Genomic DNA, 13,894 nt, shown 5'->3' on the forward strand with positions numbered 1-13,894 from the left:
TGGTGACGGTCCGCCACCAGCTCCCAATTAGTGCGCAAACGAATGCATATCATCCCCGCGCGCGTCGAACGCAGCGATGAATGAAATTCAGCTTGATCGCCTCGGGACGCCCTAGAGCCCCATCGGGCGTATCTCCCGGATCAGGTCGATCAGCAGGCGAAGTCCCGAAGGCACCTGCCGCCGACTGGAATAGTAGATGTGGAAGGCCTCGCCCATCGAGCCCCATTCCTCCAGAACGACCCGAAGACGGCCGGCAGCCACCTCGGCGGCGATCGACGGTTCCGCCGAATAGACGAGCGCCGCGCCGCTGAGCGCCATCTGCATGCCGATCCGCGAATTGCCGATCGTCACCGGACCGGGCGCGGCAATGACGTAGGCCTCTTCGCCGCGTTCGAACTCCCAGTTGTAGATGCGGTCGTTGCCGAGCCTGATCCTCATGCAGCGGTGACGTTCCAGGTCCTGCGGCACTTCCGGCACGCCGAAACGCTCGAAATAGGCCGGCGATCCTGCCACGACCCAGCGCATGGTGGGGGACAGCCTCTGGACGATCATGTCCTCGGGCACGGTGCCGCCATAGCGGATGCCCGCGTCGAAACCCTGTTCGATGACGTCGACCATGCGGTTGTCTATCGAAAGGTCGATCTCGATGTCGGGATAACGGTCGATGAACGTGGGCAGGACCGGCGCCAACAGGAGTTCGGCCGCATCTTCGGGCACATTGAGACGGATGCGCCCGGCCGGTGCGTCCCTGAAGCGGTTGAGGACTTCGGCGGCATTGTCGATGGCATCGAAATGGTCGGAAATCGCATCGCGAAAGGCTTCGCCCGCGGCCGTGAGGGTTACACTGCGGTTGGTGCGGTTGAGCAGACGCACGCCGTGGCGATCCTCCAGGCCCTTAAGCGCATGGCTGAGCGCGGAGGCGCTGATGCCCAGTTCCAGGCTGGCACGGCGAAAACTGCGGTTACGCGCAATCGCCAGGAAGTAGGCGAAGTCCGCGAGATCGGAACGGCTGAATTTCATGCCGACCGTTCTTGGTCGAGCCTGCCGCCATGTCCAGCCCTGCCGTGCAGGGAAGTTGAGAGAAATTCGCCTCGCAAGGGCAGTCCGGCCGGTATCGAGGCCATCGAGACCGGCCGGACCCCTGCAGGGTTTCAGTTCTGCGGCGTGGCGGAGGCCCCTGCTCCGCCCGATCGTTGTCCTGCCGCCTGCTGTTCGTCAGCGAGGCCGCCGCCCAGCGAGCGGTAGAGTTCCACCAGGTTGCTGGCCTGGGTCAGGCGGGTGCCGACCAACTGCTGTTCCGCCGCGTAGGCGGTGCGCTGGGCGTCGAGCGAGGTCAGGAACGAGTCCACCCCGGCCTTGAAGCGCGCGTCGGAAAGGCGCGCGGCAACCTGGGCGGATTCGGCGCGGCTCGACTGGGCGCGGACCTGGTCGCCGATCTTGCCGCGCTGCGCCAGAGCGTCCGCCACTTCGCGGAACGCGGTCTGGATGGACTTTTCGTAAGTGGCGACGGCCGCCACTTGCGAAGCCTTGGCATAAGCCAGGTTGCCAGCCCGCTGGCCACCGTCGAACAGCGGCAGGGTCGCTCCCGGAGAGGCGGTATAAGTGAAAGTGCCGCTCTTGAAGAGGCCCGACAGCGCCGTGCTGATCGTGCCGATGGTACCGGTGAGCGAGATCGTCGGGAAGAACGCCGCGCGGGCCGCGCCGATATTGGCGTTTTCCGCGATGAGCAGATGCTCGGCCCGAAGCACATCCGGGCGGCGCAGCAGGACATCGGACGAGATATCCGCCGGCAGCGCATCGCGCGTCACCGGGGTCGACGAGAGCCCTGTCGGCAACTGCTCCTGCGGCACCGTGGTGCCCACCAGAAGGTTCAGCGCATTCTGGTCGAGCGCCACGCTGGCTTCCAGCGCGGCAATGTCGTTCACCGCGCCCTGATAGTTGGTGTCGGCCTGCCGCACTTCGAGTTCGGACCCGACACCGATGCGGAACTGCTCGCGGGTCAGGCGAAGCGTTTCCTCGAAAGTCTTGAGCGTCTCGCGCGAGAGGCGGAGCCGCTCATTGTCCGAGGCCATGGTCAGCCAGGCGGTGGCGATTTCCGAGATCAGGCTGATGCGGGTGGACCGCTGCGCTTCCTCGCTGGCGAAGAATTGCTCCTGCGCGGCCTTGCTCAGGTTGCGGATCCGGCCGAAGAGGTCGAGTTCGAACGCGGAAATCCCGGCGGTCGCCGAATAGATCTCCACGTCCTGAGCGCCGACGACACCCGCGCCGGTGCCGCCGCCGACGGCGCCCGCGATATTGTTGGTATACGTCGCGGTGCCGCCCGCATTCACGGTCGGGAACAGCGAGGAACGCTGGACCTTCAACTGCGCGCGGGCCTGGAGCACGTTGGCGGCCGCGATCCGCAAGTCGCGGTTGTTGGCAAGCCCGGTCTCGATGACCTGCCGCAGCCGGTCATCGAGGAAGAAATCGCGCCACCCGATACGGGTCACGTCGAGGGCGTCGGTCGGGGCGACCGGATAGACACCGCCTTGCGGCAGCGCCACCGGAACCGCACCCACGGGCCGCTCATACCGCGGCGCCAGATTGCACCCTGCCAGCATCGTGGTGCCGGCGATCAGGGCGATAAGGGACTTTTTCATGTTCAGATTCCCTGCGGCTCGGTGCCGTCGGAGGAGCGGGGACCGGCTTCGGTCTCGACATGGGCCTCGGTTTCCTCGTGGCGGTCGGTCTGCCCGTGCTTGAACAGGCGGCTGACGACCACGAAGAACATCGGCACCAGGAAGATCGCGAGGATCGTGGCCGAAAGCATGCCGCCGACGACCGCACGGCCGATGGCGTTCTGACCGCCTGCGCCTGCGCCTGTCGAAACCGCCAGTGGCAGCACGCCGAACACGAAGGCCAGCGAGGTCATGAGGATCGGGCGAAGGCGAAGCCTTGCCGCCTCGATGGCTGCGCTGAAGGCATTCATGCCGGATTGCACGCGTTCCTCGGCGAATTCGACGATGAGGATCGCGTTCTTCGCGGAGACGCCGATCGTGGTGATCAGGCCGACCTGGAGGTAGATGTCGTTGTTGAGGCCGGTAAGTTTGGCGGCAAGAACGGCACCGATGACGCCCAGCGGAACCACCAGAAGCACTGCGATCGGAACCGACCAGCTTTCATAAAGCGCCGCGAGGCAGAGGAAGACCACGAAGAGCGACAGCGCATAGAGCGAGGGTGCCTGACCGCCGGACAGGCGTTCCTCGTAGGACAGTCCGGTCCATTCCAGCGAAGTGCCCGCGGGCAGCTTCTGCTGGATTTCGGTGATGGCCTCCATCGCGGCGCCGGTGCTGACACCCTCGCCCGGTGCACCCTGCAGCTGCACGGCGGGCCGGCCGTTATAGCGGGTGAGGATGACCGGAGCCGTCTTCCACGACAGGTTGGAGAAGGAACCGAAGGGTGCCATCTGGCCGTCGCTGCTGCGAACGTAGAAGTTCTCGATCGCCTCGGGCGAGGAGCGATACTGCTCGTCCGCCTGGAGGTAGACGCGCTTGGTACGGCCGCGGTCGAGGAAGTCGTTCACATAGGCGCCGCCCCACGCGGTCGAGATTTCGCTGTTCACCGCGCTCAGGTCGAGGCCGAGCGCACCCGCCCTGTCCTGATCGATGTTGACGTCGAGCTGCGGGGCGTCGTCGAGGCTGACCGGGCGAACCTGCGCCACGCGCTTGTCCTGAGCGGCAAGGCCCAGAAGCTGGTTGCGCGCCGCGATCAGCTTGTCATGGCCGATGTTGTTCTGGTCGACCAGCCACATGTCGAAGCCGGTCGCATTGCCGAGTTCCTGCACCGCCGGCGGAACCAGCGCGAAGATCATGGCATCCCGGTACTTGGAGAAGGCGCCCATGGCGCGGCCGACGATGGCCGGAGCACGGTTGTCGGCACCGCTGCGGTCTTTCCAGTCCTTCAGCTTCACGAAGGCCATGCCCGCGTTCTGACCCTGGCCGTTGAACGAGAAGCCGCTGATGGTGAAGACGGATTCGACGTTGGCCTTCTCATCCTTGAGGAAGTGGTCGCGCACCACGTCCAGGCCGCGCTGGGTACGCGGCAGCGTGGCACCCGGAGGCGCCTGGACCAGCGCGAACATCGTGCCCTGGTCTTCCTCGGGAAGGAAGCCGCTCGGCAGGCGCCAGAAGATCAGGCCCATGGCGACCACGATCAGCAGGTAGACGAGACCGGAACGCTTCCAGCTGCGTGCCGAAGAGCGCACGCCCTTCTCGTACTTCTCCGTGCCGCGGTCGAACTTGTCGTTGAACCAGCGGAAGAAGCGCGAGAGCAGTCCGTTGCCCTCGTTCTTCGTGGGATCGTGCGGCTTGAGGATGGTGGCGCAGAGCGCGGGGGTGAGGATCAGTGCGACCATGACCGAAAGCGCCATCGACGAAACGATCGTGATCGAGAACTGGCGGTAGATGACGCCGGTGGAGCCGCCGAAGAAGGCCATCGGCAGGAACACCGCCGAAAGCACCATGCCGATGCCGATCAGCGCGCCGCTGATCTCGTCCATCGATTTTCGCGCCGCTTCCTTCGGTGTCAGGTGCTCCGTCTGGATCAATCGTTCGACGTTCTCGACCACGACGATGGCGTCATCGACCAGCAGGCCGATCGCCAGCACCATACCGAACAGGGTGAGCGTGTTGATGGAGTAGCCCAGTGCCTGCATGACCCCGAAGGTGCCGAGCAGGACCACGGGAACCGCGATCGTGGGAATGATCGTCGCGCGCCAGTTCTGCAGGAACAGGAACATGACGAGGAAAACGAGCACGACGGCTTCGAACAGGGTGTGGACCACCTGCTCGACGGAGAGGCGAACGAACGGCGTGGAGTCGTAAGGATAGACGACCTTCACGTCCTGCGGGAAGTTCTTGGCGATGCGTTCGACTTCGGCCTTCACCAGGTCGACGGTGTCGAGCGCGTTGGCGCCCGATGCCAGCCTGACGCCGAAGCCCGATGCGGGCTTGCCGTTGTATTGCGTGTCGAAGCCGTAGATTTCGGCGCCGAGTTCCACCCGGGCGACGTCGCGCAGGCGCACGACCGAGCCGTTCTGGCCCTGGCGAAGACGGATGTTGCCGAACTGCTCGGGCGTCTGAAGGCGGGACTGGACGGAAACGGTGGCGTTGAGTTCCTGCTCCTTCGAAGCGGGAAGCTGACCGATCTGGCCGGCGGAAACCTGCGCGTTCTGCGCCTGAACGGCCGTGCTGACATCGGCGATGGTCAGGTTGTAGCTGCGCAGCTTCAGCGGATCGACCCATATGCGCATGGCATATTGGGTGCCGAAGATCTGCAGTTCGCCAACGCCGTTGATGCGGCTGACCGGATCCTGCACCTGGCTGACGATGTAGTCCGACAGGTCGTTGGCGCTATGGCTGCCGTCCTGCGAATAGATCGCCGCAACCAGCAGGAAGCTCGCCGCCGACTTGGCGACGGTGACGCCCTGGCGCTGGACTTCCTGCGGCAGCAGTGCGGTGGCCGCCTGCAGCTTGTTCTGGACTTGAACCTGGGCGATGTCGGGATCGGTGCCCTGCTCGAAAGTCAGGGTGATGGTGACATTGCCGGCCGAGGACGACTGCGCCGAGAAGTAGCGGAGCTGGTCGATGCCCTTGAGCTGCTGCTCGATGATCTGGGTGGTCGTGCGTTCCAGCGTTTCCGCGTCGGCGCCGGGATAAGTGGCGCTGATGGTGACGGTGGGCGGCGCGATCTCCGGGAACTGCGAGATCGGCAGGCTGCGGATGGCCAGTGCGCCGAACATCATCAGCACGATGGCGATGACCCATGCGAAGATGGGTCGGTCGATAAAGTAGCGTGCCATGATCGGTTACTGACCCTGTCCGGCCTGATTTTGGCCAGTCTGAGTTTCGCCGGCCTGATTTTGGCCGGCCTGCGGCTGACCGGCACCCTGGCCTTGTGCGGCAGGTGCCGCGCCTGCGGGCTTGGCGGCCTGTGCGGCCACCGGCTTCACGGCGGCGCCGGGACGCAGCATTTGCGCACCGTCGAGAACCACCTTGTCGCCAGCCTTCAGGCCCGACGTCACCAGCCAGCTGCTGCCGACGGTCCGCGGCGCGGTGAGCTTGCGCATCTCCAGCTTGTTGCCGGCGCCGACCACGAGCGTCGTCGGATTGCCCTTCTCATCGCGGCTGACTGCCGATTGCGGGACCAGGATGCCGTTGCTCCGGGTGCCTTCGACCAGCTCGGCCCGGACATACATGCCGGGCAGCAGCAGGCCGCGCGCATTACCGAACTGCACGCGCACCACCTGGCTGCCGGTCGAGGGATCGACCGTCACATCGGTGAACTTCAGCGTGCCCTCTTCGGAATAGTCGCTGCCGTCTTCAAGCTTCAGGCGCACGCGGGCGGCGCCGCCGCTCTGCGAAAGGTCGCCCGAGAGCAACTGCTGGCGCAGGCGCAGCACGTCGGCGCTGGACTGCTGGATGTCTACGAAGATCGGATCGAGGCGCTGGATGGTGGTCAGCGCGTCGGCCTGCGAGGCGGTGACGAGCGCTCCGGTCGTGAAAGTGGAGCGGCCGATGCGGCCCGAGATCGGTGCGCGAATGGTCGTGCGGCCGAGATCGATCTGAGCGCTACGCAGCGCCGCTTCCTGTGCGGCCACGTCCGCCCTCGCCTGCGCGGCACTGGCGGATGCGTTCTCCGCCTCCTGCCGCGAGATCGCGTTGATCTTGACCAGTTCGCCGTAGCGGCGGGCCAGCGCAGCAGTGTTGGCGATATTGGCACGGGCACGGACGAGCGCGGCGCGCGCGCTGGCGGCCTGGGCCTCGTAAGGCGCCGGATCGATGCGATAGAGCGGCTGACCGGCGCGCACCATGTCGCCCTCCTGGAACAGGCGCTGGAGGATCAGGCCGTTGACCTGCGGGCGGACGTCTGCGGATTCGTAGGCCGTGGTACGGCCCGGAAGCTCGGAGCTGAGCGTCACCGCGCCCTCCTTCACAGTCACGACTCCGACCTCCGGGGGACCGGCAGGAGCCGGCTGCTCTCCACCGCCGCCGCACGCGGTCAGAAGCAAGGCAAGAGCCGGGGTGATCTTTTTCATGGAGCAAGCCCGCAATGAGAGTTAAAACGTGAGTGAATGTTCACTCATTGATTCGCGCGATGTGTATTGGGTCGCTAGAACGATTGCAAGGTGAGGAGGATGCAGTGAAAGATGACACAATTATGGATCGCTCGCGAGCGGCGCGTTCGGTCGCCCGCCGCGAGCATCTTCTGGACACGGCCAGAAAGCTCTTTGTGGAGCAAGGGTTCCATCGCACCGGCATGGCGCAGATCGCCCTGGCCTCCGGGATCAAGGTCGGCCAGATCTACCGGGACTTCGAGAACAAGGAGGCGATCATCGCTGCCATCTGCGAGATCAACCTTCTCGCCTGGCTGGAGGAAGACAAGCTGGAAGCCGCGGTGGCAGCCCGCGATACGGCGGCAATCCGCGCCTGGATCGAGCGTTTCTGCCTGGACGAGCCGACCCTGGAAGACCGCCGCTTGATGGCAGAACTCCTGGCAGAAGTCGGTCGTAACCCCATCATTGCCGCCATAAACCAGAAAACCGACGACCGCGTGCGGCTGCGGCTGGACGAAGCGCTTGAATCCCTCTTGCCCGGCGTGTCGCGAGAGCGCCGGTCGCTGGTCGTGGATCTCATCTTCCTGCTCTCGTGGGGGATGATGGCGATGATGGAACTGTCGCCCGACAAGAAGCATGCGCCGGTGCGGGATCACATCGTTTCGGTGCTCCGCAAAGAGCTGGCCGCCTTAAACGATTGAGGGACGGACATTATTCCCGGCAGCCAAGTGATATTGCGTTTGTTTCGCAAGATGGTCGGTTTCGAGACCGATCATTGCGCAAACCTGTCATGATGACTGGACAGGCCGTTCGAATCGTATCATCCTCCAACGAGACGCGACCCTCCAGAAAAGTCGCGCGGAGGATGCCGATAATGATCGAGAAGAACGAGGTGGACTCAGGCGAGAAGGCGATGATCCTGTTGCAGAGCCTGATCTGCTATTTGCGTGAAAAGAATGTCCTCACGCGTGCCGATATCGAAGAGCTGCGCGACAAGGTCGAAGCGCGGATCGCCGATGCCGAGAGCCACCTGCCCTGCGCCAGTGCGCTGGCAACGGCCGCCGCCACGGAAATGCGCCAGCTCGAACAATTCTGCGGAAAGAAGTTCGGCGGCAAGCACCGTCACCGGGTCAACTGACGCACGCGATCTTCGATCGCGTTTGGCGTCGGATGCGAAGGTGATAAGCCAAGGCTGATGTGAAAGATGCAACTCAGGTTGCAGTCTTTGCCGAGGCCTTGAGCGCCCTTAGTTGCGCCTTACGCAAATCATCTGGCTCAGCAGGAGCCAAGAATCGAGGTGCTCCTCAGACCCGATTCTTCGATCATCGTGCAGAACGTCATCGAACTTCGGCCGAGTGGTTCCGATCGGGATCAGTTTCCTGCGGACACAGCGCCTTCAGGCGCCGCATCCGCAGGTATCGGGTTCAGACCTGCTCGAGTTGAGCGGCTGCGATAGCCGTGAGATTGAGGATGCCGCGCGCGGTGACGCCAGGCGTCAGGACGTGGATGGGCTGGGAAAGGCCCATCAGCATCGGGCCGACAGTAGGCGAACTGGACGAAGCCGAGAGCGCCGTCAGCGTAATGTTCGCCGCATCGAGGTTTGGCATCACCAACAGGTTCGCGGGTCCCTCGAACCGGGCATCCGGCACCAGGCGATCGCGAAGGGCCTGGCTGAGCGCGGCATCGGCATGCATTTCACCGTCGATCTTCAGATCCGGTGCTGCGGCCTTCACGATGTCCAGGGCGGCGCGCATCTTGCGCGCGCTCGGGCTATGCGAAGCGCCGAAATTGGAGTGCGAGAGCAACGCGACGCGAGGACGCAGGCCGAAGTGCTTGAGCTGGGTGGCACCGAGCTGCGCCATTTCGGCGATCTGCTCCGGTGTGGGATCCGGCACCATGTGCGTGTCGGTGATAAACAGCGCGCCGGCATCCAGGATCAGACCTGAAAGTGCGTAGACGCGGCTGCTGCCCGGCTCGCGGTCGATCACGCGCAGGACGTGCTCGATCTGGCCCCAATATTCGGAGCGCCCACCGACCAGGGCCGCATCGACCCGGCCGGTGCGCAGCAGGAGCGCCGCGGTCAGTGTCGGGCGCCGATAGACATGGCGCGGGATCTCGTCGGATGGCACGCCCTTGCGCGAAGCCACCGCGCGATAGGCCTCGACGAGCTCGCCCATGACCTCATGGTCGGTTTCGGGGTCGATCACTTCCACGTCGCGGTCGAGCTGGAAGCCGAGACCGAGGCCGGGCAGCTTTTCTTCCAGGACGCGGCGGCGGGCGACGATGGTGGGACGCGCGATTTCTTCGTCGAGCACGTCCTGGATGGCGCGCAGCACGCGCTCGTCTTCGCCTTCGCCGTAGACGATGCGGCGGCCGGAGCCGCGCGCCGCCTGGAACACCGGAAGCATGAGCTGTCCGGAACGCGTGTTCTGGCGCGTCAGCTTGCGCTTGTATTCGTCGAGGTCGACGGTCTTGCGGGCGACGCCGCTGGCCATGGCCGCCCGGGCAACAGCTACCGCGATCTCGCCGATCAGGCGCGGATCGAAGGGCGTCGGGATGATATATTCGGGGCCGAACACCAGCTTGCGACCGCCGTAGGCCTGGGCAACGCTGTCATGCGCGGGCAAGCGGGCGAGTGCGGCGATAGCCTCTGCCGCAGCCGCCTTCATTTCTTCGTTGATCGCCGTCGCGCCTACGTCCAGCGCGCCGCGGAAGATGTAGGGGAAGCACAGGACGTTGTTGACCTGGTTCGGATAGTCCGAGCGGCCGGTGGCGATGATCGCATCCGGGCGAACTTCGCGAGCGATTTCGGGGCGGATTTCGGGCTCGGGATTGGCGAGCGCGAAGATCAGCGGGTTCGGCGCCATCAGCGGCAGCCATTCCGGCTTGAGCACGCCCGGCGCCGAAAGGCCGAGGAAGAGGTTCGCGCCGGGCAGAACTTCCGGCAGCGACCGCGCATTGGTCTCGCGCGCGTAACGCGCCATGTTCGGCAACATGCCCTCGCGGCCCGAGTGGATGACGCCGTCCTTGTCGGTCAGCGTCACGTTCTCGATCTGGAGGCCCATCGAAACCAGCAGGTCGACACAGGCCAGCGCTGCCGCGCCCGCGCCCGAGGTGACCAGCTTGGCTTCAGCCAGGGTCTTGCCCTGAAGCACCAGCGCATTGCGGACCGCGGCGGCGACGACGATGGCCGTGCCGTGCTGGTCGTCATGGAACACCGGGATGTTCATGCGTTCCTTGAGCCGCGCCTCGATGGCGAAGCATTCGGGAGCCTTGATGTCTTCGAGGTTGATACCGCCGAAGGTCGGTTCCAGCAGAGCCACCGCTTCGACGAACTTGTCCGGATCGGTGGTGTCCACTTCCAGGTCGAACACGTCGATGTCGGCGAATTTCTTGAAGAGGACGGCCTTGCCCTCCATCACCGGCTTCGAGGCCAGCGCACCGATCGCGCCCAGGCCGAGCACTGCGGTGCCGTTGGAGATCACGGCCACCAGATTGCCGCGCGCGGTATAGTCCATCGCCTTGTCGGGATCGGCAGCGATCTCGACGCAGGGTGCGGCGACCCCCGGCGAATAGGCCAGCGCCAGGTCGCGCTGGTTTACCATGCGCTTGGTCGGCTCGATACGGAGCTTACCCGGCTGCGGATGGAGGTGGTAGTCGAGGGCGGCGCGGCGGAGATTGTCGTCCATGGCGGCCCTCATAGGCAAAGGATTCGCGCTTGCCTATGCCTTCCGGACCAGCATCTTTTCCTCTCCTTCCAGAAGCATCCTTATACAATGGACGGCGCGGCGGCCCGGTCCTCGCGAAGATGTGCCGCGTGCACGGGGGTTTTACCGCCCCATCCACTCGCTATCCCGCGGTTTTGCCGATTTTATCCACAGAGCATTTTTGACCGTTCGCGGCACCCGCAGAGCCACGCAGAACAAGCCGAAGCCCGCAGGAAACCTGGCTCCTCCAGCCCTGCAAAGGCGAGACGGGCCGGAATTCTGACTGTCATCAGAATGACTTGTTCACTTCGGTGCAAGGCCCTGGCCTCCACTCGGTGGCTGCCCGGAAGAGGGCCGGGGAAGAAAGATACTGGAGTTTGAATATGCGTATTGCACTTGTTTCGCTCGCCGCGGTTGCCGCCGTCGCTGCCGCCTCGCCCGCTTTCGCGAACGAGGCCCGCGTGGAAGCGCGCACCGGCGTGATCTGGGACGGTAGCGACAGCGATGCAGTAGCTGGCGTCGCTGCCGGTTACGACTACGATCTCGGCGAAAAGTTCTTCGTGGGCGTGGAAGGTTCGGCCGACAAGGTGCTGACCGACAACACCCGCGTCTCGTGGGGCGTCGGCGGCCGCGCCGGTGTGAAGGTCACGCCTTCGACCAAGCTCTATGCCGCCTCGACCTGGCAGTCGAAGTTCACCAAGTACGGCAACAGCGCCGTCGGCGTGGGCGGCGGCCTGCAGCAGGACCTGAACGACAAGTTCTACGGCAAGGTCGAATACAAGCACCTGCTCGTCGGCGACAACACGCCGGATGCGGATGTCGGCCTGGTCGGCGTCGGCATGAAGTTCTGATCTGACGCCTTCGTCCGGCCGGCATCACGGCCAGCCACCGGGAAGGCCGGACGAGGACGAGGAAAAGGCGGCTCGCGAGAGCCGCCTTTTTTGCGTTACGGCCGTGTCGGGCTGCCGAAGACGGTCATTTTCATCCAACCCCATTCCGCAACCGCTTCTGTTTCTATATCAAATCGGGGTGGGTGGGATTTTCGGATCACCAGACAGGAACACGGACATGACGGACATTGCACTGGGATTTGCAATCCTCGCCGCCGCGAGCCTGCCCGCCTTGACCGATGGCGAGGACCCCGCAGCACTCACCGGGCGCGCCGCCGTGGAGCGGCTTGCAGGCAACACGCTGGAAGAAGACGATTCCCAGCTTCCGGGCGAGCACGTCATTTTCCTCAAGCCCGGCGGCATCGCCCGCATGCGCGAGCATGGCCAGGGTCACAGGGTGATGCAGCAGCGCTGGGCGATCAGCCCCGAAGGACTGCTTTGCGTTTCCGAGCGCCGCGCAAAGGATGTCGGCGGCCCGGAAAACCGCGACAGCGAATGCGCCAGCATCTCCATCAGCGGCGACCGCGTGGAGATGAGCGTGCCGGACCTCGACGAACCGCTGACTGCCCGCCTGCTTCCCGGAAACCCCTACAAGCTTTGAGCCTCGCCCTGCCCTATGCGGCCCGCAGGTCGAAAGCGCGCCGCGATTCTTCCACTTCGTCGAGATTGTCGAGAGTCCACCGGTAGAGCGCCTTGAAAGGTGCATGGAGCGATTGGCCCAAGGCCGTGATCTCGTACTCCACGCCGACCGGCGAAGTCGGGATCACCCGGCGGGAAAGCAGGCCGTTGCGCTCCAGTTTGCGCAGGCACTGGGTGAGCGCCTTCTGCGTCACGCCCTCCATGTGCCGCTTGATGGCGTTGAAACGCATCGGCCCCGGAACGAGCACGGTCAGCACCATCATCGACCACTTGTCCGCGATCTGGTCGAACAGTTGCCGGCTCGGGCAGCCGATGTCGAAATGCTGGCATTCGGGCAAGCGGTATCCTCCAGTATACCTAGGCGATTAAAGGTGCCTCATTGACACTAGGTTTCCAGTTTATACCTAAGGGCCTTCCTGTTTCAATGGAGACCTGCCTGCATGTCGGCATCCAATACCGAAGTCCTGTTCCGCCCCTTCAGCATCCGTTCGCTCGACCTGCCGAACCGGATCGTCATGGCGCCGATGACGCGCGGATTTGCGCCAGAGGGCATCCCCGGTGCTCCGCAAGCGGCTTATTATCAGCGCCGCGCTGAAGGCGGCGTGGGGCTGATCCTTTCGGAAGGCACGGTGATCGACCGCCCCGCCTCTCGCAACATGGCCGGTATTCCGCTGTTCCACGGCGAAGAAGCACTGGAGGGTTGGAAAAGCGTGATCGGCGCGGTCCATGCCGCCGGTGGCAAGATGGGCCCGCAGATCTGGCACACCGGCTCCACGGTGGGGCCGGATGGCTGGGATCCGGGCGTGCCGGTCGAGAGCCCTTCCGGGTTGCTGGCGCCGGGTCAGCCGCGTGGTTCGGCCATGAGCGAGGAAGACATTGCCGATGCCGTCTCCGCCTTCGCCCGCGCCGCAGCGGCTTCGAAGCGCCTCGGCTTCGACACGGTCGAGATCCATGGCGCGCACGGCTACCTGATCGACCAGTTCTTCTGGTCCGGCACCAACGAGCGTGCGGACCGCTACGGCGGCGCCACGATCCGCGAACGATCGCGCTTTGCCGGTGAGGTCGTCTCCGCCGTGCGCGAGGCCGTCGGGCCCGACTACCCCATCATCCTGCGCCTCAGCCAGTGGAAGCAGCAGGACTATCTCGCCCGTCTGGCGGAGACGCCCGATCTCATGGCCGATTGGCTGCAGCCGCTGGTCGATGCCGGGGTGGACGTGCTCCACTGCTCGCAGCGCCGCTTCTGGGAGCCGGAATTCGCCGAAATCGACGGCGAAAAGGGCCTGAACTTCGCGGGCTGGGCCAAGAAGCTCACGGGTGCAGCCACGATAAGCGTCGGCTCGGTCGGCCTTTCCGGCGAATTCCTGGCAGCCTTCGGCGGCGAAAGCTCAACCTCCACTGCGCTGGACGATCTGGTCGAGCGCATGGAGCGCGACGAATTTGACCTGATCGCGGTCGGCCGCGCGCTGATTGCCGATCCGGACTGGGTCAGCAAGATCGGCAAGGGCGAATCCGGCAAGCTCAAGGGCTTCGACGCCGCCACTCTGGGCGAACTCGTCTGACACTGC

General features: G+C 64.7%; 11 protein-coding genes. 5 read left to right on the plus strand and 6 right to left on the minus strand.

What is annotated here, in order from left to right; all coding sequences use genetic code 11:
• Positions 1–111 precede the first annotated feature (111 nt).
• The 4 genes from AC1VV3_RS17850 to AC1VV3_RS17865 all read right to left on the minus strand — a co-directional run bounded on the left by AC1VV3_RS17850 (position 112) and on the right by AC1VV3_RS17865 (position 7,075).
• Positions 112–1,020, minus strand: a complete 909-nt coding sequence (locus AC1VV3_RS17850) for a LysR family transcriptional regulator (protein ID WP_465126984.1) — start codon at positions 1,018–1,020, stop codon at positions 112–114.
• Between the two features lie 131 nt (positions 1,021–1,151).
• Positions 1,152–2,639: an efflux transporter outer membrane subunit gene (locus AC1VV3_RS17855; RefSeq protein ID WP_465126985.1), complete on the minus strand. Its 1,488-nt coding sequence runs from the start codon at positions 2,637–2,639 to the stop codon at positions 1,152–1,154.
• A gap of 2 nt (positions 2,640–2,641) precedes the next feature.
• Positions 2,642–5,839, minus strand: a complete 3,198-nt coding sequence (locus AC1VV3_RS17860) for an efflux RND transporter permease subunit (RefSeq protein ID WP_132265692.1) — start codon at positions 5,837–5,839, stop codon at positions 2,642–2,644.
• Positions 5,840–5,845: 6 nt separating this feature from the next.
• The gene (locus AC1VV3_RS17865; protein ID WP_465126986.1) at positions 5,846–7,075 is read right to left on the minus strand and encodes an efflux RND transporter periplasmic adaptor subunit; all 1,230 of its coding nucleotides are present in this window, start codon (positions 7,073–7,075) and stop codon (positions 5,846–5,848) included.
• Between the two features lie 104 nt (positions 7,076–7,179).
• On the opposite strand from AC1VV3_RS17865, the gene AC1VV3_RS17870 reads away from it, so the two are divergent.
• Both AC1VV3_RS17870 and AC1VV3_RS17875 read left to right on the plus strand, forming a co-directional pair.
• Entirely contained in the window at positions 7,180–7,794 is a 615-nt protein-coding gene (locus tag AC1VV3_RS17870; protein WP_243654205.1) for a TetR/AcrR family transcriptional regulator, read from the plus strand.
• A 173-nt stretch (positions 7,795–7,967) separates the two neighbouring features.
• Positions 7,968–8,231, plus strand: coding sequence for a hypothetical protein (locus AC1VV3_RS17875; RefSeq protein ID WP_132265696.1), 264 nt, complete (start codon positions 7,968–7,970; stop codon positions 8,229–8,231).
• Between the two features lie 286 nt (positions 8,232–8,517).
• Here the strand turns inward: AC1VV3_RS17875 and AC1VV3_RS17880 are convergent, their stop codons facing one another.
• The gene (locus AC1VV3_RS17880) at positions 8,518–10,782 is read right to left on the minus strand and encodes an NADP-dependent malic enzyme (protein ID WP_431567568.1); all 2,265 of its coding nucleotides are present in this window, start codon (positions 10,780–10,782) and stop codon (positions 8,518–8,520) included.
• A 401-nt stretch (positions 10,783–11,183) separates the two neighbouring features.
• Between AC1VV3_RS17880 and AC1VV3_RS17885 the strand changes: the two genes are divergently transcribed.
• Both AC1VV3_RS17885 and AC1VV3_RS17890 read left to right on the plus strand, forming a co-directional pair.
• Positions 11,184–11,651: an outer membrane protein gene (locus AC1VV3_RS17885; RefSeq protein ID WP_132265699.1), complete on the plus strand. Its 468-nt coding sequence runs from the start codon at positions 11,184–11,186 to the stop codon at positions 11,649–11,651.
• A gap of 217 nt (positions 11,652–11,868) precedes the next feature.
• Entirely contained in the window at positions 11,869–12,291 is a 423-nt protein-coding gene (locus AC1VV3_RS17890; RefSeq protein ID WP_132265701.1) for a hypothetical protein, read from the plus strand.
• A gap of 13 nt (positions 12,292–12,304) precedes the next feature.
• Here the strand turns inward: AC1VV3_RS17890 and AC1VV3_RS17895 are convergent, their stop codons facing one another.
• A complete protein-coding gene (locus AC1VV3_RS17895; protein ID WP_132265702.1) occupies positions 12,305–12,667 on the minus strand; it encodes a winged helix-turn-helix transcriptional regulator in 363 nt (120 codons plus the stop codon).
• Between the two features lie 102 nt (positions 12,668–12,769).
• On the opposite strand from AC1VV3_RS17895, the gene AC1VV3_RS17900 reads away from it, so the two are divergent.
• A complete protein-coding gene (locus AC1VV3_RS17900) occupies positions 12,770–13,888 on the plus strand; it encodes an NADH:flavin oxidoreductase (RefSeq protein WP_314466412.1) in 1,119 nt (372 codons plus the stop codon).
• Positions 13,889–13,894 lie beyond the last annotated feature (6 nt).

This window comes from Novosphingobium sp. BL-S-34, from assembly GCF_056857015.1.

What these genes read in the sequence shown, in the direction of transcription:
- AC1VV3_RS17850 (WP_465126984.1), bottom strand. Translation starts at nt 1,020, where the DNA reads ATGAAATTCAGCCGTTCCGATCTCGCGGACTTCGCCTACTTCCTGGCG.
- AC1VV3_RS17855 (WP_465126985.1), bottom strand. Translation starts at nt 2,639, where the DNA reads ATGAAAAAGTCCCTTATCGCCCTGATCGCCGGCACCACGATGCTGGCA.
- AC1VV3_RS17860 (WP_132265692.1), bottom strand. Translation starts at nt 5,839, where the DNA reads ATGGCACGCTACTTTATCGACCGACCCATCTTCGCATGGGTCATCGCC.
- AC1VV3_RS17865 (WP_465126986.1), bottom strand. Translation starts at nt 7,075, where the DNA reads ATGAAAAAGATCACCCCGGCTCTTGCCTTGCTTCTGACCGCGTGCGGC.
- AC1VV3_RS17875 (WP_132265696.1), top strand. Translation starts at nt 7,968, where the DNA reads ATGATCGAGAAGAACGAGGTGGACTCAGGCGAGAAGGCGATGATCCTG.
- AC1VV3_RS17880 (WP_431567568.1), bottom strand. Translation starts at nt 10,782, where the DNA reads ATGGACGACAATCTCCGCCGCGCCGCCCTCGACTACCACCTCCATCCG.
- AC1VV3_RS17885 (WP_132265699.1), top strand. Translation starts at nt 11,184, where the DNA reads ATGCGTATTGCACTTGTTTCGCTCGCCGCGGTTGCCGCCGTCGCTGCC.
- AC1VV3_RS17890 (WP_132265701.1), top strand. Translation starts at nt 11,869, where the DNA reads ATGACGGACATTGCACTGGGATTTGCAATCCTCGCCGCCGCGAGCCTG.
- AC1VV3_RS17900 (WP_314466412.1), top strand. Translation starts at nt 12,770, where the DNA reads ATGTCGGCATCCAATACCGAAGTCCTGTTCCGCCCCTTCAGCATCCGT.